The sequence below is a fragment of the Anabaena sp. UHCC 0187 genome, assembly GCF_009712035.1.
GTDB lineage: Bacteria > Cyanobacteriota > Cyanobacteriia > Cyanobacteriales > Nostocaceae > Dolichospermum.
The window spans coordinates 45,408-69,235 of the sequence record NZ_VILB01000020.1 but is presented as its reverse complement, the minus strand read 5'-3'; the positions used below and the strand labels follow the sequence as shown (position 1 = coordinate 69,235).

42 protein-coding genes are annotated in these 23,828 nt (G+C 37.1%); 38 read left to right on the top strand and 4 right to left on the bottom strand.

Going from position 1 to position 23,828, the window contains the following annotated elements:
• Positions 1 to 5 precede the first annotated feature (5 nt).
• Complete coding sequence (locus FJR11_RS19770; RefSeq protein WP_168506802.1) at positions 6 to 2,660, bottom strand: hypothetical protein; 2,655 nt, start codon at positions 2,658 to 2,660, stop codon at positions 6 to 8.
• A 2-nt stretch (positions 2,661 to 2,662) separates the two neighbouring features.
• Positions 2,663 to 4,276, bottom strand: coding sequence for a hypothetical protein (locus tag FJR11_RS19765; protein ID WP_168506800.1), 1,614 nt, complete (start codon positions 4,274 to 4,276; stop codon positions 2,663 to 2,665).
• Positions 4,277 to 4,362: 86 nt separating this feature from the next.
• On the opposite strand from FJR11_RS19765, the gene FJR11_RS19760 reads away from it, so the two are divergent.
• The 27 genes from FJR11_RS19760 (at position 4,363) to FJR11_RS19630 (ending at position 17,220) form a co-directional block, all read left to right on the top strand.
• Positions 4,363 to 4,584: a hypothetical protein gene (locus tag FJR11_RS19760; RefSeq protein ID WP_168506798.1), complete on the top strand. Its 222-nt coding sequence runs from the start codon at positions 4,363 to 4,365 to the stop codon at positions 4,582 to 4,584.
• A 183-nt stretch (positions 4,585 to 4,767) separates the two neighbouring features.
• Complete coding sequence (locus FJR11_RS19755; protein WP_174763141.1) at positions 4,768 to 5,121, top strand: hypothetical protein; 354 nt, start codon at positions 4,768 to 4,770, stop codon at positions 5,119 to 5,121.
• A gap of 69 nt (positions 5,122 to 5,190) precedes the next feature.
• Entirely contained in the window at positions 5,191 to 5,532 is a 342-nt protein-coding gene (locus tag FJR11_RS19750) for a hypothetical protein (protein ID WP_168506796.1), read from the top strand.
• Positions 5,533 to 5,599: 67 nt separating this feature from the next.
• Positions 5,600 to 5,809: a hypothetical protein gene (locus FJR11_RS19745; protein ID WP_168506794.1), complete on the top strand. Its 210-nt coding sequence runs from the start codon at positions 5,600 to 5,602 to the stop codon at positions 5,807 to 5,809.
• Between the two features lie 58 nt (positions 5,810 to 5,867).
• Positions 5,868 to 6,044, top strand: coding sequence for a macro domain-containing protein (locus tag FJR11_RS19740; RefSeq protein ID WP_168506792.1), 177 nt, complete (start codon positions 5,868 to 5,870; stop codon positions 6,042 to 6,044).
• Positions 6,045 to 6,149: 105 nt separating this feature from the next.
• Positions 6,150 to 6,536 carry a DUF4326 domain-containing protein gene (locus FJR11_RS19735; protein WP_254444802.1) on the top strand — a complete coding sequence of 129 codons (387 nt, stop codon included), beginning with the start codon at positions 6,150 to 6,152 and terminating at the stop codon, positions 6,534 to 6,536.
• Between the two features lie 70 nt (positions 6,537 to 6,606).
• The gene (locus FJR11_RS19730) at positions 6,607 to 6,981 is read left to right on the top strand and encodes a hypothetical protein (RefSeq protein WP_168506788.1); all 375 of its coding nucleotides are present in this window, start codon (positions 6,607 to 6,609) and stop codon (positions 6,979 to 6,981) included.
• A 208-nt stretch (positions 6,982 to 7,189) separates the two neighbouring features.
• Complete coding sequence (locus FJR11_RS19725) at positions 7,190 to 7,501, top strand: hypothetical protein (RefSeq protein WP_168506786.1); 312 nt, start codon at positions 7,190 to 7,192, stop codon at positions 7,499 to 7,501.
• A gap of 89 nt (positions 7,502 to 7,590) precedes the next feature.
• A complete protein-coding gene (locus FJR11_RS19720; protein ID WP_168506784.1) occupies positions 7,591 to 7,884 on the top strand; it encodes a hypothetical protein in 294 nt (97 codons plus the stop codon).
• Positions 7,885 to 8,035: 151 nt separating this feature from the next.
• Positions 8,036 to 8,428, top strand: coding sequence for a hypothetical protein (locus FJR11_RS19715; RefSeq protein ID WP_168506782.1), 393 nt, complete (start codon positions 8,036 to 8,038; stop codon positions 8,426 to 8,428).
• A gap of 208 nt (positions 8,429 to 8,636) precedes the next feature.
• Entirely contained in the window at positions 8,637 to 9,164 is a 528-nt protein-coding gene (locus FJR11_RS19710) for a hypothetical protein (protein ID WP_168506780.1), read from the top strand.
• Between the two features lie 105 nt (positions 9,165 to 9,269).
• A complete protein-coding gene (locus FJR11_RS19705; protein WP_168506777.1) occupies positions 9,270 to 9,863 on the top strand; it encodes an alpha-ketoglutarate-dependent dioxygenase AlkB in 594 nt (197 codons plus the stop codon).
• A 95-nt stretch (positions 9,864 to 9,958) separates the two neighbouring features.
• Positions 9,959 to 10,402, top strand: a complete 444-nt coding sequence (locus tag FJR11_RS19700; RefSeq protein WP_168506775.1) for a hypothetical protein — start codon at positions 9,959 to 9,961, stop codon at positions 10,400 to 10,402.
• Positions 10,403 to 10,483: 81 nt separating this feature from the next.
• Positions 10,484 to 10,771 (top strand): hypothetical protein, encoded by a 288-nt coding sequence (locus FJR11_RS19695; RefSeq protein WP_168506774.1) that lies wholly within the window; start codon positions 10,484 to 10,486, stop codon positions 10,769 to 10,771.
• A 42-nt stretch (positions 10,772 to 10,813) separates the two neighbouring features.
• Positions 10,814 to 11,335, top strand: a complete 522-nt coding sequence (locus tag FJR11_RS19690) for an SLOG family protein (protein WP_254444801.1) — start codon at positions 10,814 to 10,816, stop codon at positions 11,333 to 11,335.
• Between the two features lie 40 nt (positions 11,336 to 11,375).
• Positions 11,376 to 11,714 carry a hypothetical protein gene (locus tag FJR11_RS19685; protein ID WP_168506770.1) on the top strand — a complete coding sequence of 113 codons (339 nt, stop codon included), beginning with the start codon at positions 11,376 to 11,378 and terminating at the stop codon, positions 11,712 to 11,714.
• Positions 11,695 to 11,943, top strand: coding sequence for a hypothetical protein (locus FJR11_RS19680; protein WP_254444800.1), 249 nt, complete (start codon positions 11,695 to 11,697; stop codon positions 11,941 to 11,943). The genes FJR11_RS19685 and FJR11_RS19680 overlap by 20 nt, the downstream gene beginning before the upstream one ends.
• Before the next feature lie 4 nt (positions 11,944 to 11,947).
• Positions 11,948 to 12,187, top strand: a complete 240-nt coding sequence (locus FJR11_RS19675) for a hypothetical protein (RefSeq protein ID WP_168506766.1) — start codon at positions 11,948 to 11,950, stop codon at positions 12,185 to 12,187.
• A 48-nt stretch (positions 12,188 to 12,235) separates the two neighbouring features.
• A complete protein-coding gene (locus tag FJR11_RS19670) occupies positions 12,236 to 12,682 on the top strand; it encodes a hypothetical protein (protein WP_174763140.1) in 447 nt (148 codons plus the stop codon).
• Between the two features lie 40 nt (positions 12,683 to 12,722).
• On the top strand, positions 12,723 to 13,178 hold the full coding sequence (locus FJR11_RS19665; RefSeq protein ID WP_168506765.1) for a hypothetical protein: 456 nt from the start codon (positions 12,723 to 12,725) through the stop codon (positions 13,176 to 13,178).
• A gap of 97 nt (positions 13,179 to 13,275) precedes the next feature.
• A complete protein-coding gene (locus FJR11_RS23650) occupies positions 13,276 to 14,256 on the top strand; it encodes a DUF5895 domain-containing protein (protein ID WP_254444799.1) in 981 nt (326 codons plus the stop codon).
• Between the two features lie 101 nt (positions 14,257 to 14,357).
• Positions 14,358 to 15,050, top strand: coding sequence for a 3'-5' exonuclease (locus FJR11_RS19655; RefSeq protein ID WP_168506763.1), 693 nt, complete (start codon positions 14,358 to 14,360; stop codon positions 15,048 to 15,050).
• An 80-nt stretch (positions 15,051 to 15,130) separates the two neighbouring features.
• Positions 15,131 to 15,637: a hypothetical protein gene (locus tag FJR11_RS19650; RefSeq protein ID WP_168506760.1), complete on the top strand. Its 507-nt coding sequence runs from the start codon at positions 15,131 to 15,133 to the stop codon at positions 15,635 to 15,637.
• Between the two features lie 97 nt (positions 15,638 to 15,734).
• Complete coding sequence (locus FJR11_RS19645) at positions 15,735 to 15,944, top strand: hypothetical protein (protein WP_168506758.1); 210 nt, start codon at positions 15,735 to 15,737, stop codon at positions 15,942 to 15,944.
• On the top strand, positions 15,944 to 16,393 hold the full coding sequence (locus FJR11_RS19640; protein ID WP_168506756.1) for a hypothetical protein: 450 nt from the start codon (positions 15,944 to 15,946) through the stop codon (positions 16,391 to 16,393). Before FJR11_RS19645 ends, FJR11_RS19640 begins: the two co-directional genes overlap by 1 nt.
• Before the next feature lie 51 nt (positions 16,394 to 16,444).
• Positions 16,445 to 16,816 carry a hypothetical protein gene (locus FJR11_RS19635; protein WP_168506754.1) on the top strand — a complete coding sequence of 124 codons (372 nt, stop codon included), beginning with the start codon at positions 16,445 to 16,447 and terminating at the stop codon, positions 16,814 to 16,816.
• Positions 16,817 to 16,875: 59 nt separating this feature from the next.
• Positions 16,876 to 17,220: a hypothetical protein gene (locus FJR11_RS19630; protein WP_168506752.1), complete on the top strand. Its 345-nt coding sequence runs from the start codon at positions 16,876 to 16,878 to the stop codon at positions 17,218 to 17,220.
• Between the two features lie 66 nt (positions 17,221 to 17,286).
• Here the strand turns inward: FJR11_RS19630 and FJR11_RS19625 are convergent, their stop codons facing one another.
• Positions 17,287 to 17,448, bottom strand: a complete 162-nt coding sequence (locus FJR11_RS19625) for a hypothetical protein (RefSeq protein WP_168506750.1) — start codon at positions 17,446 to 17,448, stop codon at positions 17,287 to 17,289.
• A 42-nt stretch (positions 17,449 to 17,490) separates the two neighbouring features.
• Here FJR11_RS19625 and FJR11_RS19620 point away from each other — a divergent pair, with 42 nt between their 5' ends.
• From FJR11_RS19620 to FJR11_RS19570, 11 genes are all read left to right on the top strand, one after another.
• Entirely contained in the window at positions 17,491 to 17,868 is a 378-nt protein-coding gene (locus tag FJR11_RS19620; RefSeq protein ID WP_254444798.1) for a hypothetical protein, read from the top strand.
• 354 nt (positions 17,869 to 18,222) lie between these two features.
• Positions 18,223 to 18,597, top strand: a complete 375-nt coding sequence (locus FJR11_RS19615; RefSeq protein WP_168506748.1) for a hypothetical protein — start codon at positions 18,223 to 18,225, stop codon at positions 18,595 to 18,597.
• Positions 18,598 to 18,723: 126 nt separating this feature from the next.
• A complete protein-coding gene (locus FJR11_RS19610) occupies positions 18,724 to 19,002 on the top strand; it encodes a hypothetical protein (RefSeq protein WP_174763139.1) in 279 nt (92 codons plus the stop codon).
• Between the two features lie 71 nt (positions 19,003 to 19,073).
• Complete coding sequence (locus FJR11_RS19605; protein ID WP_254444797.1) at positions 19,074 to 19,439, top strand: hypothetical protein; 366 nt, start codon at positions 19,074 to 19,076, stop codon at positions 19,437 to 19,439.
• A gap of 75 nt (positions 19,440 to 19,514) precedes the next feature.
• Positions 19,515 to 19,964: a hypothetical protein gene (locus FJR11_RS19600; protein ID WP_168506745.1), complete on the top strand. Its 450-nt coding sequence runs from the start codon at positions 19,515 to 19,517 to the stop codon at positions 19,962 to 19,964.
• Between the two features lie 72 nt (positions 19,965 to 20,036).
• Positions 20,037 to 20,342: a hypothetical protein gene (locus tag FJR11_RS19595; RefSeq protein WP_168506743.1), complete on the top strand. Its 306-nt coding sequence runs from the start codon at positions 20,037 to 20,039 to the stop codon at positions 20,340 to 20,342.
• A 57-nt stretch (positions 20,343 to 20,399) separates the two neighbouring features.
• Positions 20,400 to 20,612, top strand: coding sequence for a hypothetical protein (locus tag FJR11_RS19590; protein ID WP_254444796.1), 213 nt, complete (start codon positions 20,400 to 20,402; stop codon positions 20,610 to 20,612).
• Positions 20,613 to 20,707: 95 nt separating this feature from the next.
• A complete protein-coding gene (locus FJR11_RS19585) occupies positions 20,708 to 20,983 on the top strand; it encodes a hypothetical protein (protein ID WP_168506739.1) in 276 nt (91 codons plus the stop codon).
• 85 nt (positions 20,984 to 21,068) lie between these two features.
• Positions 21,069 to 21,278, top strand: a complete 210-nt coding sequence (locus tag FJR11_RS19580; protein WP_168506737.1) for a hypothetical protein — start codon at positions 21,069 to 21,071, stop codon at positions 21,276 to 21,278.
• A 2-nt stretch (positions 21,279 to 21,280) separates the two neighbouring features.
• A complete protein-coding gene (locus FJR11_RS19575; protein WP_168506736.1) occupies positions 21,281 to 22,324 on the top strand; it encodes a DUF5131 family protein in 1,044 nt (347 codons plus the stop codon).
• Between the two features lie 85 nt (positions 22,325 to 22,409).
• Entirely contained in the window at positions 22,410 to 23,372 is a 963-nt protein-coding gene (locus FJR11_RS19570; RefSeq protein WP_168506734.1) for a hypothetical protein, read from the top strand.
• A gap of 11 nt (positions 23,373 to 23,383) precedes the next feature.
• Here the strand turns inward: FJR11_RS19570 and FJR11_RS19565 are convergent, their stop codons facing one another.
• Positions 23,384 to 23,824, bottom strand: coding sequence for a thermonuclease family protein (locus FJR11_RS19565; protein ID WP_168506732.1), 441 nt, complete (start codon positions 23,822 to 23,824; stop codon positions 23,384 to 23,386).
• Positions 23,825 to 23,828 lie beyond the last annotated feature (4 nt).

Genomic DNA, 23,828 nt, shown 5'->3' with positions numbered 1-23,828 from the left:
AAATATTATTTAAAAGTCAGAAAATCCTTGATATCTTCCTTGTCCATATTCGGGTCAAATAATGTCAGTTCGCTAGTTTTCCCAGTTGCAGTGACAAATCTTGTACTATAAGCCAACATAGTTTTCGTGAGTCCTGGGGGGTAATAAGGACGATATTGTTCGCCAACTAATCCTAGATGATGCCAACCAAATTGTTGTTTAGCATCAGGGAATTGCATCTCAATTGCTAATTTTTGTCTACCTCCCTGCTCTATGATTTTGGAACGGATTTGTACTGTCTGACCTATCCAGGGTGTTGCTCTGGGGGCAGACCAACTACCATGTTGCACAGCATAAACTTTCAAAACTTTGGCTATTTCGGGTTGCATATTTTTCAACTTTTCTATAATCTCATCAGCAAACATTGTAAACACCATGCCGGCTTCACCAGTTTCCGCCTGATGTGCAACTTTCCAATACACCGCCACCCATGATTCAGGATGGTATAAACTACCGTCTGGTTTGGGTGTGGTATAAATACTTTCCTTACGGGCTTTAAATAGTTCGCAAACTTCCCGGATCATGCGGGTGCTATCATCATTTTCTTCTTTCCAAAGAAACGCTTTTTTCATTGCCGCCCGATATTCTGTCCGGTCAGCCATTGCTTTCTCTAATTGTGCCGGTGCATATTCAACATTCCCAAACAACACCTTCTCATAGGTTCTAGGTGAAGAATCTATCCTTAAATCCGGGGCTTTCCAATAACTATTAACAGTTTGCACCAGTCTGGAAATCGTATCACGGGCATCATCTTTAACCGCACAGGGACGTTCCAAATAACACTCCTTGTCTTTGAAGTCTTTTAACCAGGGGGATTCCGCACCCTGTTCATTTAAAAAATCCCTGACTGCATCCAATCCGTTTTTATTGTTGGGATATGCCGACTTCAAACTATCAACAGCAATTTGTACCTGTTGAGATAGAAAATCAATAATCGGCATTTCCTCATCTTCTTTTTGTTCACCCCCGGCGGGAATCTTCAATACTATTTGTTCACAACCACCAGAACGGGCGCGTGCCAACAATGAGGCCACCACACCAGTCATATCATTCATGCTATTAATGGCAATCTGTTGTAAGTTCCCCTGTAACGCCATCTTCGGGAATTTCTTCGTCGCTGGGGGTTTATCAAAATTGGCGATCGCATTCCTCATATTCGGATACGCAGAAGATTTGATTAGTTGTATAAAATCCCCATCCGTATCCCGTCCCAGATTCAGTAGTAGTAACCGAGGAGCGGCCATGATGCCGGTGGCGTTGATGTAAGTGCCTTCGTGTTTGTTTTCCCAGAGTTGACAATCCCCCCAATGACGCATGGGATTACAGAACACTATGTACTCACCTGGTTCAAAGTCCGGGGCGCAAAATACCTTTCTGCCTTTGATCCGTCCATCAGATAGTACCTCATGGTAATGTGCCAGGGATTCATCAGGTTGTGCCATTGTTGAATAGAATCGGATACCAGCAGCTTTAGCTAAGTTTAACCATGCAGCCCTCATCCGTTCTTTGACGCGAGTTACCACATAGGGATGTAACAGTAAAAGACCCGCTTTATCGGCTTTAATAATCCGAATCATCGTGTTTTCATATTCAGCTTCGGATTGAAGTTTGTCGCTACCCTCTTCAATTTCGGCTTCGGCTTCTGATTGGTCAATTCTCAGGATTTCTGCTAGGTCGGTGATGTTGTTATAGGCTTTGGATAGGCGATCGCACTTTTTCCGCAGGTTATCAATAATTTTATCTTTTTCTAGCACTGCAAATGAGAACCACTGGAGTAACATCCAACCTGGTTTAGCCCGGCGTAATTCCCCCTCAAACACCAAACCAAATAATAGTTTACCCTGATGATTACCTAACGCTGGTTTATTACCTTTGAGTGAAGATAAGGGAATGACTAAATCAAATTCAGAATCATCGAGTTTAGGGTTATAACCAACAGTTCCTTTACCAATCCATTCTACTAAATTATCATTGCTTCTGAATGCTACTCTGAATTGTAAGGGTTTATTTTCATCAGGTTCAAGTTCTTCATCTTCCCCAGTATCTGGATTAAATTGTTTTACTGGTAGTCCCAATAATTGCATCAGGGCTTTACTAGCTTTGGCGTGACTATCCCCAGTTTCCCAATGAACATTATTGACTGCATCATCTAACTCGTTACCATCGGCATCTTTATTTTCATCGTCTACCACCACATACTTCATTTGTTTGTATACCAGTTTCTTACAACCAGTATGCAAAATACTACCGTAAATTATGCGTTTCCATTGCTCTTTAGCTGCTTCCCCAAAATACTTTTTACCGATGGTTTGTTTATTCGTAAATGTGAATCTCCCATGATTTCTAGAACCACTGGCTAAATCCAGAAAGAATGCTGCTGCATAATCTTTGGGTTTAAATGCGTTTAGTGCTGATGGGTTTGTTGTTGTTGTTTCGATTTCCCCAATACAAAAATCTAGGGTTGGGTGTAAACCTGTTAATAAAATGTTGCGTAATACTACTTTGGGTGCTGAAGACCATTTCTTGTCTAGACAATTCCATACTGAAAACTCAGCAACGGTGACGATTGTGCCAACTGAACCATCTTCGATATAACGGGTGTTTGTGAATGTTATTGTCATAATTAAAAATCCATATATTCTAAACTTGATAATCCTTCTTTAATTGTGATAGCTGCTTCTTCAGGGATAATTACCGGAGTTTCCTGTGATATATCCAAACTTCTAGCAATCTGTTCATTCTTAAATGTCAAGGCATAAATAAAGTCATAATTCTTATTGGTTTCGGCAATAAATCCCTCTTTCAATGTTTGGATATCCTCCATTTTCTCGTCACCAATTACCCTGGCACAACAGATATCGGGTTCTGTTTGTGATGTCAGTAATCCCAGTATCAATATAAAATCACCAAGTTGATTGGTTTTAGCCATCTTGATGGCAATAATCACCAATATTGCTGCTGCTAAAATATAAGGAGCGCAAGCTGTTAATAGACCCCATGCCCCCGCAAACATTCCGGTATTATTGAAAACTGCTGGTAATAAATCTTTGACTGTTCTTAGTAATCCCCCGGTAATATATCTGATGGCTTCACCTCCGGGAATATCCAATCGTTTTAAGATTATGGAAATCGTAGTATTTTTTAAGGCTTCAACGAAAACCCCCGGTAATTGCACTCCCTTTAAAATAAATGTTGTCAGTATACTTTCGGTAATCTTTTTTAATACTTCAATGGCGTTGATGGTTGTTGGTGCATCCACAGGAACTATTGCTCCATAAGCACTCGAAATATTGCCAAATTGGGATTTAATTGTATCTTCTTTATAATTATTTTCTTCTTTATTAGATAACAATTTCCCGGCTTTTCTAAATAGTTTTTTGATACCGTTAATCGTTGGATTCACAATCTTCCCTTTCAGAAATTTCAACACTCCTGATTTACCTTTGTGTTCTTGTCTGGCTGCTGCTTTAGCTGTCTTGGATTCATCTTTACCTAACATCAATTCTTTGATTGATTGTAAAGCATTAGTAAGTTGTTCTTTGAGTTTATCTAGGAGTCCTTGGAATACATTGACAATGTTGAGGTTGTCCTGGGGGAAATCAGCGATCGCCGATGAAAACTTCTTATCGGTTTTCTCCCTAATTGCCACAAAGTGATTCCTTACCTCTTGTGGTACAGGGTCTTGTTGTTGTTCAAATTGGGATAATAAATCATCATAGGCATTGAGCATTAATGTTTTTAAATCCGCAATTTGTTGAGAAAACCAACTCTTATTGACTTGTTCTACAGATTTGATTCTGTCATAAATTGAATCATCGTTAGCATAATCACTGTTATTAATATTCTGCCAATTAATCAGGATATTATTAACTTCTACGGCTGCTTTATAGGTTTCGATATTCGCTGGGCGTTGTCCAATGGTATCAAGTTTTTGTTGTCCAACTGCTGTTGGATTACCGTGTACTTTAGAATTAAAAACTTTGTTGACACCATAACAAGATTGCAAGATTTCCGCAGAAGTATAGCCAATTTCATCGTCTAATTCTGATTCGGAAAAGTAATTAATAATCGCTTTTATATCCGGTAAATTATCTTGCGAGTATGTCACAGGTTGAATTGAATCAAACCAATCTTCTTTATTTGATAAGGCTTGGACAACTTCTGATGGGACTCGTAACCCACCCTTGTTTACCCAAATTCCATCGGTTATTTGACTTAAAACTTCTTCTGGTGTCATGGTCTATCAATTTAATTTAGTTAATAAAAATATGTTGGGGATGCTAACGCTATCGCTTTGGGGTGGTGTTGTTGTTAGTTAATATCATGACCACTGCATTCTTTAAACGTACAGGAATCAAACCTTCAAACTCAATTCAATTAACGGTTGAACAATTAAATCTGTTATTCAATGAACCCCGCATTACTGGAGTTGTTGATATTTCAGGTTCGGGTAAGTTAATTGTTAACTGTGAAGATGGTTTAGCTAAGGTGATTGGGTTTGCTGATAGTGAAATAATCTGGTTTGATAGTTACCCCCAGGATTAATGAGAAAGGGAATAGGCATGAGTCAATCTATTCCCATCACTTCATCATCTAGTTAACTGAAATCTAGCCATTGTTTGATTTTAGCACAAGCACTAATAAAATCAACTTTTATATAGTTAGATGAAGATTACAAAAATCATTGATGCTATCGCTTTTTAGTTTTGGTGTTTTGAGATTTTAATAATGAACACAATCAATTTTGCGGGTATTGAAGGTAAGGTTTTACAAGTTAGTCCACATGGGAATTATCAGGTGGTGGAACTTAGCGATCGCATTACCATCGTCGGCACTTACTCGAACAAGTTTAACTGGCAGGAATCCACCGATGAAAGTTCGGGATTCACCAGTTTTATCACTTACATTGGTTTGAAACAATTGGAGTTCCCCAGATTCCGAGATTGGGTAATTGCTAATAATGGGTATTTTGAGGGAGACGACGGTACACCCCGACAATCAAAACGAGTCCGCAGATTTCCACTGGAGATTAAGGTGCGGGGATTACTCGCTGAATCTGTTGTTGAGTTAGTTCAGCAATAACAAATAGCAAATAGCGTTATTGATTATCGGTAATGCTATTGCTTATTCAATAATATAAAGGATTGTATCATGATTGGACAATTATTTACCACGGGAATCGGTATTTATCAAATGTATCCTGGCACTGAAAATAAATGGATTGCCCAAGTTGATTTTGAAGATGAAAGTCATGCCCAATTACGGGGAGTTCAGGGAACTTTAACGACTAAATATGGTGATGATTTATTTGAGTCCGTGAGAACCGTTAAACAGGATGCCGAGAATTTGGGAATTAGAATGTTGACATTACCTGATACTAAACTCAGACTCTATGTAAAACGATTGTTTGTTGATAATGCTGAAGTCTGGAAACAAATTGAATCTGTAGCTAAGGAACTCGATTTGGAAGTGATTTCTTGTTTACCTGAGTAATAAAACCAAAGTTATCGGTGGGGGTGCTATCGCAAAGAGAAGTTAGTTTTTATTTGGAGGTTTCGTCATGGTTAACACAGCAATTTACTCAACTAGAGTTGATTACAAGGATAACGATATCTTTGTTATTGCCTGTGAGGAATCAGTTGTTTATTCTGTAAACGGTGATTCTTGGAAACCCGAAGAAGATACACAATCAGCAATCGAAGCTGGGAAGTGTCTTATAGATAATGGTTTGATAGAATCTGCAAAAGTAGATCCATCAGTTCCATTTTAGTTAATGTAATTTAAAGTCTAATTCCTAAAAGGAGTTAGGCTTTTTTTAAAGACGTAACATGATAGAATTTAAGGGTAAAGGATTAGCACTACAATTTAAACAGCGTTATCCTGGGAATTTCCGGGTTTATAAATCAGCTTGTGAAAACCAGGAATTAATGATTGGTAAAATATTGATTACAGAGAACCCAGGGACACCCAAATACATTATCAACTTTCCTACTAAAAACCATTAATAGTGTCTGCATTCAATTACTTAGATATTAACATCATTGTGTTTGAACCAAAGTTATCGGTGGGGGCGCTATCGCTGAGAGGGGATGTTGTTTTTTGGTATAGATATGAAAGTTGCAAATGGCAAAACCACCGGGTTTATTGGTGAAAATAGAATCTATATTGGTAGAGCTAATAGTTATTATGATTTACCAGAATCACCCTTACATAATCCATTTAAAATGTCTGGTAATGGAGAAAGTGAAAGAGAGAAAGTTTGTAGTTTCTTTCATAAATATCTTTACCATAAGATTCTTAAATGGTCTCAAACAGGTGAACTTGATGAAACTACAAGTGCTTTGAGGGATATCTGTTTAAAGTTAGTGGCTGGAGAAGAAATAATTCTAACTTGTTGGTGTAAACCCTATCAGTGTCATGGTGACAATATTATCAGGGCTGCTGAATGGATAATCAAACAAGATTGGTTTAAATCTGCATACAGCGAATATTTTTAGGAGTTTCGGTAGCATCTATTTATCTGTAGGTGCTATCGCAATATGAATTTAGTTGATTTAAAATAAACCCATGATAGTAATAATCTCTGGTAGTCGGTGTATTCATGAATTACCAACACCAACAATTATCAGTTTAAACAAAATCATTGAACTGGAATTTAAAGTAATCATTGGTGATGCCCCCGGTGTTGATAATTTAATTCAACAGTATCTAAAATCCCAAGGTTATCAAAATGTTACCGTTTATTATGCGATGTTTAATGGTAATGGTAAACCCCGCAATACCAGTGGTTTTAATGTAGTTGGGGTGCTTGGTAATTATGTTGATAGGGATAAACAAATGTGCAGTATCGCTGATTATGGTTTAGCAATTTGGGATGGTAAAAGTCGGGGTACTGCTGCTAATATCCAACGAGTTCAACGTACTAAAGTAATACTTGCATAACATTAAATCCAGTGTTCCTTAATGCTGGGTTTTTTTTATTGCGGAAATGTAGCGATGCTTACCTTGACCATAGCGATCGCTCATTCTAAAACCCCCCGACAAACACTGTAAACATGGTCTACTCGTTGGCGTTGGAGTCCTGAGTTACCTGGAAGTTATCGGTAGGGGCGCTATCGCGCAGGGGGGGCGTTGTTTACCCGGTATCGTTATGGCTATCAACATTCTTTCCAAAGCTAACAAGAAACTTTCTCAACTCAAGGATGGAATTCGAGTTTTAGCTTGGGAACAGTACAAGATTGATAATCGTGTTAAAGGTGAGGAAGGTTATAAAATCTTTGAACAGGAATGGTTAACTCATGACATTCATAAGATGGATCAAGCCAAGTTTGATAAGTTCATTGCAGATTTGGGTTATACCGTAGATGATTTGCTTGGTGAAAGAACCAGATATTACCAGAAGCGTAATAAATCTCAAGGTATTGGTAATGAACCTGCCAATCCTGATGATATTCCATACTAAGTAGTTTAAAGTCCTAGTCTCCTTTGGGGATTAGGGCTTTTTTTTAATGTTATCACTTGGCGTTTTTGATTATCTAACATCAGGAATTTATGGCTATTAACATCCCCAGTAAATTTGGTAGTGGTTTACCTCCTGAACAACCTAGAAAGGGTATTGACTTTGGTGAACTTACTCGAAAAACCCGCTTTGAACGTGAGCATATTCAACCCTATTTAACCAATCATCAACTTGTATTATATCATCATCGTTGTGATTTATTTGTTGGTAATTACTATCATGGTAAAAATCATTTTCTTAATTTTACTAGCAATGAAAGTGAAGAATACCCGCCCCATCGTGATGCTGAATATGATGAAGTTGGTCAGATTTTAGTTAATTTGTAGTCCTTTAGTCCTGGTTCTCTATGGGAATCCGGGCTTTTTTTATTGTTCAAATACCTCTGGGTTTTCTGTTGGCGTTGCAGTCTTGAGTTACCGGGAGGTTATCGGTGGGGGCGCTATCGCGGAATGAGAGTGATGTTGTTTGGTATTTACCATGATTACTCTCGAACAATTCAATCCCCAAATCTGTCAAGTTGAAAAGACCAAATTTAGACTTAGTGACAAGGTTTTCAATGTTAGTGAGGGTTGGACTCAAGATTATGATGTTCTTGGCAGTTCTCATCTTTGGAGATATGACCGTACCATTGAACAACAAAGAATCATACTCTGGCAGGAAATCAAAGCCTATCTTCCCCGTTATCAGGAAGGTAAATTGAAAGTTTGGGGAGCAGAACCCAATTGGTATCGTGGAATGTATTTCAAACATCTCATCCACATTGTTGAATTTGCAAAACAACATGAGAATGTGAAATTGATTTATATTAGCGATCGCTCTCATGCAGAGTTAATCCAACGTTGTGTTGAATGGTTATTAACTCAAGTTTAATTGATAAGCTGGTATTCTCATTGGGGATACTGGCTTAATCACTAACAATCACATCAACCGACTCGTTGAGCCAATACCGCCGTGTCCTGCAAGCAGTCCAGGGCTATTCTTTGCAAACTTGATTTAGAATCGCTGGCGCTCAATGTTGTTGATAGGTTATCTGTGGGGGCGCTATCGCTGAGGGGAGTTGAGTAATTTGGAGAATTTCATGAATCCTAACCCCAGTGATTTGAAATTAATTAGCAAAGTTAAATCCGAAACTTTAGCTGATTTAAGAAGCTTTTGTCGAGAAAGCGTCAATTTAATGACTAGCGATGTTTCTAGTTACGCTAGAGGTAGATATCGTCTTTGGTTATTTCATGAGTGTGATTTGAGAACTCCTGGAACAATCACTAAAGCTTATCATAATGATAGACTTTGGAATTTCTGTCAGCGAGTTTATCCCGGAACTAATATCGGCTTGTTAACTTTTGGTGGCAAGATTGGTAATATTCAAAGTACCGGATTGATTATATCACATCGGGATCATACTTATTCTAGACCAATTGCTAGAACTGTGAATCTTGGTAGTTGTATATTTAATTATGATGGTAAAGATTATCAACTTAATGATGGTGATATCATTGAGTTTAATTGTAAGAAACTTCATGGAGTAACTGAAATCTTGAGTGAAGAAAGATTTAGTATTAATCTCTGGCAGTTGAATCAACAGAAAGGTTATTTCCCAATAGTTTAGTTGTAAACATAAATAACTCCAGTTTAGCAATAGATTGGAGTTATTGTTTATTTATCTGTGGGGGCGCTATCGCGGAAAAGTGATGATTTTATTGGGAATTTAACCATGCTTCACTTACAACAACATTTAACATTAGAACAGCAGACTGAAATCCTCAAAGTTTGCAGAGAAGTAGCCAGACAATCTCCTTTATTCACTCCTGTAATGCCATCTGGTAAACCTTTTAATTACCAAATGACTAACTGCGGTGAACTTGGCTGGATTTCTGATACTAAAGGTTATAGATACACCAAAAAGCATCCAACTACTGGAAGAGTTTGGACACCAATACCAGAGATAATTAATAATCTCGCTAAAGATTTGGCTAATCAGATTGGTGAACCCGATTATCATCCTCAAACTTGCTTGATTAATTTCTATAAGTCAGCAGGTAAACTCGGACTTCATCAAGATAATTCTGAGAAGAATCTGAAACCAGCGATTATCTCTATTAGTCTTGGTGATGATGCAATCTTCTTAATCGGTGGCAACAAAAGAAACGCTCCAACTCAAGAGATTTTGCTCAAAAGCGGCGACATCTTGATTTTGCATGGTGATTCCAGACTTGCTTTTCATGGCATTAAGAAGATAATACCAGGTACTTCCAGTTTGCTCAAGAATGGTGGCAGACTCAACCTGACAATTCGACAAGTTTATTAATTTACTTAACTCCAGTCTAACAAGATTGGAGTTATTGTTTATTTATCTGTGGGGGCGCTATCGCTGACAGGGGGCGTTATTTTTTGGTATTCATCATGTTTTATCAAGCCCCTGAAATCCAAGGCAGTATTCGCAATCTTCGTCAATATTATCGTGAATCTATGCGTCAGAACGTATGGAGTTATGAAATATATATTGATGACGTTTTAGTGAAGAGTGAAGATTGTCATTGGTGGTCTAACACCCGTGAAGAAGTTATCACAGCAGTTAAAGAAATCGGCGAACAACTCAAACAAAAGGAGTTAGTTAAACGAGAATTAGCTACTGTTGGCGATCACATTTACGTGAAGTGGTGTACAGATATCACCAGAGCAGGTAAAGCTCAAGGTATCACCGGCTATTATGGCATCTTTGTCAAACGCAAAGCTTATTGTATTTATTCAACTCAAAGTTTGGATGAAGCATTGGCTAAATTGGATGAAATAGAAGCTAGAAATCGTGCTGAAGTAGCAGAGTTTATTCACAATAAGAAATACTAGTAATTAACAATAACCCCAGTCATTAGATTGGGGCTATTTAATGCTATCGCTTGTTGACGATGGTGTTTTTGTAATATCATTATGTCACAATATACTGAATATCATGAAGCTCATGGAATGCCCGTTTCTGTAACAAAACATGAACCAGAAGATTGGGAGTTAGAGGTTCAGGAATACGAACAACGAGATGATGAAATGAAAATAAATTTAGCAGTGGCTCTCAATAATATGTTATCGGCAAAGTTCCAAATTGAAAATCTGAATGATCCTACTATATCGTATGAAGTAAGGATTGAATTGATTAGTAGATTGATTAACAACACCATTAAATCTATTCAGGAAGTTCAAAAGTTAACTGACATTGAATAAACCCATGAGTCTCTAGTCTAACTAGGGACTTTTTTATTGCTAATGCTATCGCTTGTTAGTGATGTTATTTACATCAGCATTATGAAAGCATTTTTCACTGGACACCGGGATATCGTCAATATCAAAGATGGAATCAATCAATTGATTGATATTGCTTGGGAACGTGGTGTTACTGAATTTATGAATGGTATGGCTTTGGGTGTTGATCAGGAAGCTGCTGAAATATTAATTGAAAGAGAATTAAATTGGACTGCTGTAATCCCCTGTCAAAACCAAGACAGATTATGGAGTCCCCAACAAAAACTTAAATACCAAGAACTTCTGAAGTCTGCATCTAACAAGATTGTATTGTATCCAGAATATACACCTGGTGTTATGCAAGCCCGTGATATTTGGATGGTCAAGCATTCTGATATTTGCTTGGCTGTTTATGATGGTCGGTTGACTGGGGGTGCTGCGCTGACTGTAAATTTGGCGATCGCTCACAATCTCCCAGTAATCCAATTTAATCCCAGAACCTTGGAAACCGCAGTAATTGAACCCAGACAACTAAGTTTATTTTAATGCTATCGCTTCCCGATGCCGTTGTGTTTTGGGAAGCATTTTGGAAAATAAGTCTTGTTTTCGTTGGATTGTCAAAAACAACTTTGCTAATGCCGATTTCTGGCTGGTTAATAAGGGTAGTTTAAACGATTTGGGAAACCCTGTCAAACAATTCCAACCATATTATACAGGTCTTAAATGTCCGGTGTTGATATTACCTGATTATGGATATTATCTCTGCGTTTATTTCCAGCAAATTGGTGTGTGGAGAAAATACGCAATTGGGGCTACTAACTATCAAAGTCTGAGAATCACGGATATTCGCCGGGTTTTTAATGAATTATCTCAACAACATTCAATGCAATACAATGGGGGAATCAATGTCAAAATTACCTACTAATGTAAACTTTCTGATATTACGTTATCAACAAATTAGGGAAAATGTCCATTTTGTGATGTTACGGAATAATGATGGTATTTATTCTGTAGGAACTTTAGCGAATATTCCCAAACAAGAATCAACGGATGGGGGTTGGCATTTATTTGGGGAACAGAAGTTTGAGAAAGAACGGGCTGCGGTGATTGTCTATAACAAACTATGTCGGGGTGTACCAGTGAAAATCAAATGAACTAATGCTATCGCTTTTTGATGTTGTTGTTTTCGGTATTCAGGAAATGAATGAATTTCTAGAATCTTTAGCTAGTACATACTGGAAAATGGATTACCCACAGTTTCTGCAAAGAACTGGGTTTGTTGAGTCAGATTATGCCCTGCAAAAGTTTAAACTGTTTCAACAAAGTGTCAAGGGTTTGTTAGATTTTGACCGGGAAACCCTCACATCAATTCTAGCACAGGAAACAGTAAATAAATAGAAATTAACAGACTGGTGTACCCACACTGGTCTTTTTTTTAGGAGTAATATGACCAAGAATCTGGATTTGTTATTAAGTCTGCGAAACACCGTAATTAAAACCCAGCACGAAATTGAGGCTATTATGCCCGACGCTATTGCTGAGGCTTTGAAACTTGTGGAAACTGCTAAGAACAGGGTTGTCTATCATAATAAGGATGGCAGAATTGTTTTAGTGTTGAAGAAAAAGTTTGCTACTACTAAAGAGGATACCAAACTTGCCAGATTAGACGAGGATATTCAACGGATTACTGGGGAATTGGCTAATAAACACTCTGGGGAAATTGCAGATATTGAATCTCAGATTGCTAATCACCGGGATGCTATTGAAGAATTGGAGAAACAACAGGCTAGATTATTGAGCGATCGCCGGATTAGCACACTCAAGAAACAGTACCATGAACACCGGGAATCAACGATGTCTTTAGACCCCAATTTATCGGTGTTTTTGAATTAATACTATCGTTTTCCAGTGTTGTTGAGTTCAATGCTAAACAATGGAATTAAGAAGATATCGGTTTAATCGCAAAGTAGGTAAAGTTTATCTGGAAGTTGGCAATCAATTGAGTGAAATTGGTGCAACTTTGAAGATGATTATATTATGGGCATCTGCACCAGTATTTGGTAAACCATTTGCTCATTTACCTGCACAGAATTGGGTGCAAATAACGTTTCTTGATATGCAAGGAAATTGGTGTTATGCACTGTTAAATAGCGGGATTACTGATGCTTTGAATCCTTGGTTACAATACAGAAAACAAGTTGAAAATGAGATTGAATTATGTGGAGTAGTCACCACCATTAGTTTAGTGAAATTTGAGGAACAAAGTGAATTCTTTGATTATTCATTTTCGGGTGTTCGGGGAAAACCAGGACTCGAAGAACGGATGAAAACACTGATTGATAATAGTGGTCATGCTTTGGTGGATACATCGGTGAATTTATTGACGTAATAGTTAGGAGATAGGGGAAACCTTATCTCTAATGCTATCGCTTTTTGATGTTGGTTTCTATGAAACTAAATGATGTTAATGTCTTTCGATTTTGATTATGACTAGAAAAAAAACCGCCAATAATGTTGACACTGGAGTTAATGAAATGACTGAGAATAATGTTGAAAATGGAGTTGATGAAATGACTGAGAATCTTGAAAACACAGTTGATGAAATGACTGATAATGTTGAAAACACAGTTGATGAAGTTACTGAGAATCTTGATAATCAAGAAGTAGATGTTAGTGCAGAATTTGAGATTGACCCTGCGGTAATGGGAGAAGAGTTTAATTATGTAAGACCCAAGCGATTTCCTTATGGTATTGTCATCAATGCCGAAACAGCCGGGTTATTCATTCCCGAAAAGAGTTTAGTTAAGGCTGGGTGGTTTGGCACTCCTCAGATAGTTGAGAAAGACTTATCCGGTGGTGTTGAACAAGGGTTGTTTATGACCAATGCCAGAATGATAGTGTTGGGTAATGTGCGTCCATACCTACGATATAAAAACGACCTGGAGAATAACCGAGAATTAGAAGGAGTCATGATTGGTTGGTATGACGAATATCCTGAAGAAATTGACAAGAAAATGATGAGTGTAGTTTCAGAGCATTTAGTCATGTTTCTGGATAATGCCAACAATTTTCTCCATGAAACCCCAATCAGAATCAGATTCAAGAATGTATCGCTGTGGAGTTTACGAGAAGCTTTGGAACAGTATTACTCTCAAGCTGAGTTGACATTTGCGAGAATGCTGAACAAGAAACCCAGTGGTAAAGATGATAGATGGCGGTCATTGTGTGTTGTTGATGTGGAGTTCAAAGGTGTTAAGGAAGGTGACGCTAGACAGAAATCTTATTGCTGCAAAGTAGGGAGTTACATTCACCCCGATGAAGAAAACTTCCCAGCTTTGTTTATGGGAACAAGAACTAAAATGTCTGCGGTGTTGGAAAAGTATGATACTAGTTTAGGCTTTGATGAAACCGTCAAGGCTTTGTTACCAGCACCTACTAAGTTAGCATTACCAGAAAGTCAACAGTAGTCAAAGGATTCACGGAAAATTAAGGACTCAGGGGAAACCTTGGGTCTTTTTTTTATTACTATCGTTTAAATGCGTTGGTATTAAATTAAATAGAGAACCAAATGAAACTATTAATTATTGACACCGAAACCACAGATATTAATGATGCAAAGATATGTGAGATTGCGGGGACTTTGTATCAAGTTGGTGATAATGTCAGGGAAACCGGGGCGATTTGTAGTGTTTCAGCATTATTACCAGTGACAGAAAACCCCGCAGAGTTCGTTAATGGTATTACCTGGGAGTTAACAAGCAAGAATCCATTTGTTGACGAGTCTATGAGCTTATTAAAAAGAATGGCTGCTTGTGCTAATTATACAGTTGCTTTTAATGCTGAATTTGATGCACCATTGGTAGATGAATTATTGGATACAAACCTCAATTGGTTATGTGCCATGCGTGATTTTGACTGGGATTATCCTGCTAAAAATGACAGTTACAAACTCACTGATTTAGCTTTATGGATGGGTATTGGCATTAGCACAGTACACAGGGCTGGTGATGATGTCCGGTTATTGGTGGAGTGCTTTAATCGGCGTAAACAACAATTACCAGAAATAGTTGAACAAGCGATATTTGTCTCCAATTCACCGATGATTGAGTTGAAGGCATTGGTTGAATATGAAACTCGTAGTTTGGCTAGTAATGCAGGGTTTTGGTGGGATGGCGATCGCAAAGCATGGACAAAGAAAGTCCGGGAATGTCGAGTTGCAGATTTCATGAAAACATTGTCTTTTGAGACTGAGATAGTTTAATTCTAACATAAAGGTCAGGGGTTTCCTGGCTTTTTTTAATGCTATCGCTTCAGGGTTTTGGTGTTTTTTGAGAATTGATAATGACTGGCAGAATTTTAAACTTTGATTCTTCTTCTATTGATATGATTTCTGAGGAACAAGCAGCATCCAATGAATACTTTGTGACCAGCGCACAAGATAATTTACGACTTAAAAGATTGCTGGAAATTATAGATAATCTGCAAGGTAATTACAGCAAAGAAGTGGCAGAGAAAATAGGGGAAATTTTATCTACTTGTCAAAGAGTGAGGAACTTGCAGAAAATTATGTTTATGAATCAGGAAAGATTTCAAAGGAAGAAAGAAACTGATTTGAGCAGAGACACAGGTTATTACCGTGTGCAATTAATAGATGGAGATGTAAAAGTTTTGTATTTCACTCAAGAAGCAAGAGAAGAGGATTTTTATTGTCTGAAGGAGAAAATAGCAACGCTTTATTATCATTGGAGTTGCCCAAACCCCTATTTTCAAGGTACTAGTCATACAGTTCATGGATGCGATGAAAGCATCAAAAGAGTGTTGAGTTTTGTGAAAAAACAAGAAATTTAAGTAACAGAGAATACTTGGCCAGGCAAATAACAGTTTGCTGATGCCAGTATTTTTTTATTGCTATCGCTTCAGGGTTTTGGTGTTTTTAAAGGTAATTATGAACCCGGATATCCTGAACGAATTGGAAACCAAAATCAATGCTGGTATTGCTTCTTTTGACGAATTAGATAATGTTTGTTCTGAGTTAATTAATATCATTCATCAACAAAATGAGTTGGCAGTTAAAGCTAATGAATTGTTTGAAAAGTTAAGACCCGATTGGTCAAGTGTTGCTTTTCAGGCTTGGATGATTGGGGAGATTTTGTAATGTTGAAATCTAAGAAAACAGTGAAAGAGAGAGATGAGCAATTCTTTCAATATTTGAGTGGGATTTTGGAAAATCATGGATATGAACTTATCAAAATTATTTCCGAAGATGATAATGAGCTTGGAAAAGTTTATGAACTTCTTTACAAAACTAAGACATTAGTTATTGAGGAATTTCAAGATGAGAAAGGTGAGAACAAAACTAGGGAGGTGCTTCGAGAAGTTACCGACACAGATATTATTGTTCAGCATTTTTCAAGTTCAGGGATTCATTGGGTATGGCTTTCTCAATTCGAGGATTATAAAGCTGAACGTCGTGCAATCAGTTTGATAATTCAGGAGTTAATGAAACTACCCAAGGAAGAAAAGATTAAACAGTCGGCATCTTTTGCAGAAAGACTTGCTGAATTTAATCCTAGTTTAGTTAGTCAAATGCTTAACGCTTATTAAGTTTACCACGAGTCAGGAGTAATTCTGGCTCTTTTTTTTTGGAGAACTAACATGACCAATAAATCTTTGACTGAAATGTATTTTATGTTTCATGAGTCTCTTGATTCAATTAAACATAAATCTATTGACCAATTCCCTATTGAGTATCAAGGTTATGCAGCTATACACCAGAAGTTTATGTTAGTCCTAGAAGCTGAGGCACAAGCTCTTGGTATTAGCTGGGAGGTTGCTAAGGAGGCTTATGTAATACAGATTTTGAAACATAATTTTGGGGAAATCAATCAATCTGAATATGATGAGTTAATGAATCTCATTGCCAATAAATACCGAGAAGATAATCAAGTATCAACTTCTGCTACTAATGATGATTTTATCAGGGTTCTTAATGAGTTGATGATTAGATACGGAAAATTAGTGAACTAACAAACAATGCTGAGTTTGGGAAACCCCGACTCGGCTTTTTTTATGAACCGGAGGACACCATGACATATCAAGTTGAATTAAACACGGAAGCATTATCTCAAAGATTGGCAGACATTGGTACAACCTTATATCAAATATCCAAAATAATTGCCGAAATCAAAGGTTCTGGGAAACCGATGAATTACCATACTACAACATCTAAAGCAATTGAAGAACCCTTGAAAAGTAAGTTGTCTACGATTCTGGACATTATTGAAGCAATGGGTGGCAAAGCATACATTGAATGGGATGATGTGGAATCTTTGAATCAGGAGGAATACTTTGTTGACCAACGCATAGATAGGTTAGAGAAATCTATGGAGGAAATGAAGTCTCTGCTTCAACAATTGGTTAATAAACAGTAATTAATTAGTCGGGGTTTATTATAGCGATCGCTTCTTTTTGAGGTGATCGCTACATTTTTTTAGTTTTTACTTTTTCTTAGTTGTTAATTTTTTCTCCAATTCTTTGCCGAGTTCTTGATAATTTATTTTTACATTGGCAAAATCAGGGAATAATTCATTAACTAATGTAAGGTTGGGTTCAGGTGGTTTAATTCTTCTTGGTTCTGTTGGAGATAAGATAACTTCCATAATTTCGTTTAACTTTAGACTATGTTTTTATTATAAACGAAAATGAGTTTTTTGTGCCATCGCTTCTATACTTTAGTGTTTTACCAGGATTGTAATGCAATAGATATCTCCAAAAAAGAATTAGATGACGTTACCCCAATGTTATCTGTGGGTGCGCTGTCGCTGAAAGGTGGTGCTGTTAATATCACAAACATCATGAATAACGAACTCATGGAATTAGAAGCTAGAATCAACAATGGTATCAGTACACTTATTGAATTAGAAGATATCTGTCTTAAACTAATTAAGTTTTGCGAGGATCATAAAGGAGAAGAAGAATTAGTAAGACAAGCTGATGATTTGATGGAAATATTACGACCTCAATGGAGTAGTGAGGATTTTCATGATTGGCTTAATCGTGAAATTGATGTTGAATATTGATTTTTAATAGCTGGGAGAAATCCCGGCTTTTTTAATACTCTGACAATGTTGGAAACCAAGTTAACAAAGATAACGTTACTGAAAGGTTATCGGTGGGGGCGCTATCCAGGGGAAACGCATCTTATCAATAAGGGCGATTCAATCTCAATAATGACCAAAATATTCGCATTAACGACCACTTATTGACAATACTTTAGTCCATCACTATGATCCTAAAAAAATCAATCAAACGATCAATAGGGATTTTTTGGTTCATACATTAAAACGGTATTTTGTCAATAAGATTTAGATGCGTTTCCCCTGGGGCGCTATCGCTAAGAGGTGTTGGTTTTTTGGAATTTATTGGAGACAATCATGTTTACTGCATCCGAATATCAGACTTATCTTTCTAGACTCAACAGAAGACAAACTTGTCATGCTATTAACATTGAACACGATATGTTATTAGCTGTCGAAGTTTACGCTGTTCAGTTTGGTTCATTCAATCGTGCTGAACCCTGGAATGGTGAAGAACTAACTTTCCAATTTTATCTCTATCAACATGATTCTAAAAGATATTTAGGACTCAAAGTTGATGATTCACATTTTGGTATTGTTGGTGAAGCTTTCAGACATCCCCGTATACCTTGTCAACCTTGGCAGGGTAAAGTATATTCTTCCAGTTTTAAAGATGACATTACCACCGGGGTATTCATCGTTAATTCTGATGTTGCTCACTTGTTTATCTAATCTTTTATCACCCTATAGCTTACGTCATGTTTAGCTATCGGGGTGATTTTTTATAGAGTTACACCCCGGTTATCAGTGGGGTTGCTATCGCATAGAGGTTGTGGTTATTTATTAATTAGGACACCCATGAATAACATGATAGTTCATTACGAAGGATTCCAAATCAAAATTTATGAAAATCATCCTACATGGATTGACCAACGATATGCTTCCGAAGTTAGTCTTTCCTCGCATCCTGATTTCTATATATTTGATGGTAACGCTTGTACTCCAGATTTTAGCAGTTGTTTGATTCAATCTCTCAGAAACTGTGATGACCTTGTTAGAGATTATGGAGCAAATGTTATTTTTGAACCAACTTTGGTATTGAATCCTCCTGGTTGGAATGACCCAGATAATTTATAACAATTAGTTGGCAATACATAAGGGTATTGCTGACTTTTTTAAAGCTATCGCTTATTGGGGCTGTTGACTATATGGAGAAATTAGAAATGTACGCAGAACTGTTTGATATTAATCAAATGGAAAAAAGAACCTGGATTTCACAGGATAAAAAGTTTATAGACTTTTTAGAAAGTTCCATGTTTATATGTAAAGACTCTCGCTATGATGATGGATTATATGGACATTATGAAATTCAAGTTACCAGATGGGCTAAGAACACTAAGGTAGCATTGGTTCATATCTTGTTTGACCCCGGACTGATGGGAGATGGTGATAAACCAGATTTAGATGAAACGTTTATACAAGTTCGTAAAGCTCCAAATGATGATATGGAAACTTTATGTAAATTTGTAGATGAATTAATTGAACTTGCTAATAAGAAAACATCTTTTATCTAGTTATTTGACTCAGGTTTATTTCTGGGTCTTTTTTAATGCTATCGCTTGATGATTGTGTTGATTTTGGAATCCCCAATGACTGAATTTAGCTGTTTAGACTGCAAACATCATACACATTATTATCAATCTGTTGGTATGGGAGAAACAGAACCAGAATTAGACTTTTATTGCAATCATGAATTAGTTGCAGAATTCGAAATAAAACATGATTTGGAACTTGTTAATATCGCCGAAAAATGTGATTATTTTCAGTATAACATAACAGTTGAACAAATTTACTTGGCTTCAATAAATGAACAGGAAATCCGTAGATTAGGTAATCTAATCAAGAAAGAATATTTGTTAGAATCTCATACAGAAAGCTCGTTAAAAATAGCGTTTTATCTGATTACCAAATCTGCAATTAATCTGTATGCCAAAAACTACGCTAATGAGAATTGGTGTTTGGAAACTTTGAAGAACCGGGAGCTATTAACTGAATTGTTCCAGAAACTTCAACACTACTTTTTAGAAGTTCATCAGTAATTAATCGGGTTGGGGTTTCCCAGCCTATTAATGTTATCTCTTTTAGAGTATAATTGATTAGGAGTCTATCAAATGAAACTATTAACAGGATTCACCCCGAAAGCATTGTTACCTGCTAAATGTTATCATCCAAAACCACCAAAGCAACGGTTATTAGAGGTGATTGAATCATTGGATAATCATGGGGTATTGACAGATTATAATTCAAGGTTGTTGGAAGCAATTGCAACTGCACCAATATGGGATGAAGAAGCCTATGCAAAGTTTGAAACCTTGGGGTTATTAATAGCTAAAGAACAGTTTGATTTAGCATTCATTAACTCAGAATATGAGGAAACCCTGGCATCCCCTGAAAACCCCGACAACTGGAGAAAGTGATTGATGCTATCGCTTGGTGATGTTGGTAATCATTAATGCTACATAATGGAGAAAAATATGTCTGAATCTACTTGTAATAATCCCGAAACTAATGAATCTCGGTTTGCTAACTTCGATGATGATGAAATAAATTTACTTTATAACTTACTCAGATATGGTTATAAATATTCAAGTAATCTACCTGATGATTGCATTAGTGCATACGATATGTACCAAGAAATTAATGCTGAGATTGCCCAAAGGAAAGTAAATGAACCTGACAATAGCTAATTAATTGTAATTATGGGCTGGGAGAAATCCCGGCTTTTTTTTAATGCTATCGCTTCATGATTGTGGTTACTTTTGAATAAAAAATAGAGGTCAAAATGTTCATCAAAACCATCGCAGTTAGCTACGAAAGAAAGTTTAATTTAGGCGACTTTAATAGTGCCACATTAGGCTGTTCAATTTGGGCATCAATATCAGAAGGAGAAAACGAGGATATGTGTACTCAACTTCTCCAAGATAAATGTCGGGAAGCTGTCAGGGAAGAATACAGAAAACTTATTAATAAAGCTCAATCAGTAGAGACTTTCACTGTTAATGGTAATTCCCCTGTTGATGATGAGTTCATCCCAGAAGGTGATATCTATGGCAATTAAATAACAAATAAGCTGGGTTTATCCCGGCTTTTTTTAATGCTATCGCTTAATGATTGTGGTTACTTTTAAATAGTTTGGAGTAAGTATGCAAATAGATGATTTTGATATCAAGACATCCAGTGATGATGAGGAAAATGTTGATTACATTACTGGTGAGAAATGCGAAATGACAATTGGATTTTTCTATGCTGCCCCGGATACCTACAGTGCGCGTTACCTTTACCTGAGTGAACAAACATTGAGGAAAATGCTGGAGTTACTTGAACAAGCTAAAAATCTCAACTTGGAAGGTTAAAAATGAGCAAAGATTCTAATATTGAATGGACTGGGAATACATGGCCAATAGTAACGGGCTGTGACCCTGATTCTGAGGGGTGCGCGAATTGCTATGCAATTTTAGAAAGTTGGATTCATTCACATCACCCCAACCCCAAAATCTCTGATGTTTTTGCAGGAACAGTCCGAAAATCAACCAATGGTAAACTGCAATGGACAGGACAAATTAATCTACAACCTCAACGCTTAAAATGGATTTTGGAATGGGGAAACTGGGAAAAACCAGAACTCGTATTTGTCGCTAATTTGGGGGATTTATTTCATCATGATGTACCCTTCGATTTCATAGATGAAGCTGTGGCATACATGATCATCGCCCGGTGGAACATTTACCAAATTCTCACCAAACGCCCGGAAATCATGTATCGGTATTTCACCAGTCCTGACCGTCTTCAAAAGATTAAGTCTGCATTGGTGAAAGCTAAATCTGACATCCTGGAAACCAAGTTAACAAAACGGGTACGCAAATTAGTAGAGGAAAGTTGCAGATTCTTAGAGGAAACGGCACTCAAGTTACCATTGGATCATCTGTGGTTGGGGTATTCGGTATGCACACAGAAAGACGCTGAAGATGTTTATTATTTGCTAAAAACACCTGCCAAGATTCGGTTTCTCAGTTGTGAACCATTGCTTGAAGAACTTGATTTATCAGAGTATTTAAGCGAGTTTATTGGTGCGGGTATCTGTGACGGTTGCGGTGAACAACGGGATATTCTCTATGCTGTTGACGCTGCACCCGTAGCTGGATTAGCAATTTGTACTCAGTGTAAACCTCAATTAAGTTGGGTAATTATTGGTGGGGAGTCTGGACACAATGCCCGTGTTTGTCATATTGAGAATCTGCGATCGCTAGTTCACCAATGCCAAAAATCCCAAATCCCAGTATTCATCAAACAACTCGGAGCAAAACCCATGTTAAATAACGCACCCTACAAAATCAGTGATAAAAAGGGTGGGATTTTAATGGAGTTCCCGCAGGATTTACAGATACGTCAATTTCCTTAATATCATAAGACTCAGGGTTATTCCTGGGTTTTTTTAATGCTATCGCTGACTGGTAGCGGTGAATTATCAATTGAAATATTTAATCATGAAAACCATTGTATTAGACCCCAACAAAATGAACAGAACCAACAGCCTTAAAATCTTTAATAAAATCAATAAAAAACTGTTGAAACAAATCCGTGCTGATAGGAATTATCAGACTCCCCAAGGTTATATTTCCTGGGAAGAATTAAGCGGTATTGTCGGGGTGGGGTTATCAACCTGTGATGTCGAATTTGCTAATGCTGACTTTTCGGCGTTTGTCCATAGTCATCGAATGTCATTATGGTTCATTCAGGATGCCCCCCTTTATTGCATCACAGACGAGTTATTTCAGGCTTTTGATAATACCGATGTACTAAATAAACCAGGGGTATTAACAGGCTGGCAACCATCATTGCCGACATTTTTGATAGCGTTGCCCAAAGTATTAAAATCACCCAGTGGGGATATAGATTATTTGGTGGTTCATTGTAATAATAACCAACATCCAGAATGGGGAACAGGGAAGTGGAGAGATATTGAAATTCCAGAGATTCAGACTCAAGATTTGCACTTTGATTGGTCTACAACCAGCAGTAAAGAAACTGTGTGGATGTCTAGTTGTCAGGTTACAGATAACGGTGATTTGAGTTACAACGATGACAATAATCTTGGTAGGAATACCATTGACGAAGCTGACAGAGAGTTTTTAGACAGGGTAAGAAACTTTGTTGTTAATATCCTGTTGTCTTTGGAATATTCCCCAACTCTCAATACCGAGGTTTCCGATGGTGAAATTATTACTAAATCCCAGGGTTTCGGTGTGATTAAGAACCCCAATATCCGTCGGGCTAGATGGTTAGGTAAAGGATACCAAACTAAATCTGATATTACTAAATCTGGTACTCATTCATCACCCCATACTCATTGGAGACGGGGACATTGGCGGGTTCTTGAACCATCTAGTGATAATAAATGGAAACAATCAAAACGGATTTGGATTGAACCTGTTTTGGTTAATTCGTAATAGTTATGGGGTTATTTCCAGACCCCAATTTTATTTTGTTTAGCGATATTTTCCGCAGTTTCTAAACTAGATTGATTGGGGCAATTATCCTGTTGTAGTTTGGCTAATCCTTGCACTAATAATTCCTCAGATAACATTTTTTCTGGAGAACTATCAGTTAAAAACACCTCGGCTTTATCACCAATGAATGTAACCAATACTATATTATCAACAGTTTGTAGTTCTTTGGATATCAAAGTTTTCGCTGTTGATTGTTGACTTTTGGGGATATCCACCCCACAAAGTTTAATTTGATGTTGCTCTTTGGCATTGCTAATATTCAAACTTAAATTATCCTCAATATTTAACACCGTGTAAGTTTCACCGTTGGGGGGATTTTTACCAGATGTTAATATGAAAATGATACCCAATACCCCAAATAAACCGAGTCCCCAAATAATTTTGTGATTCATGTTA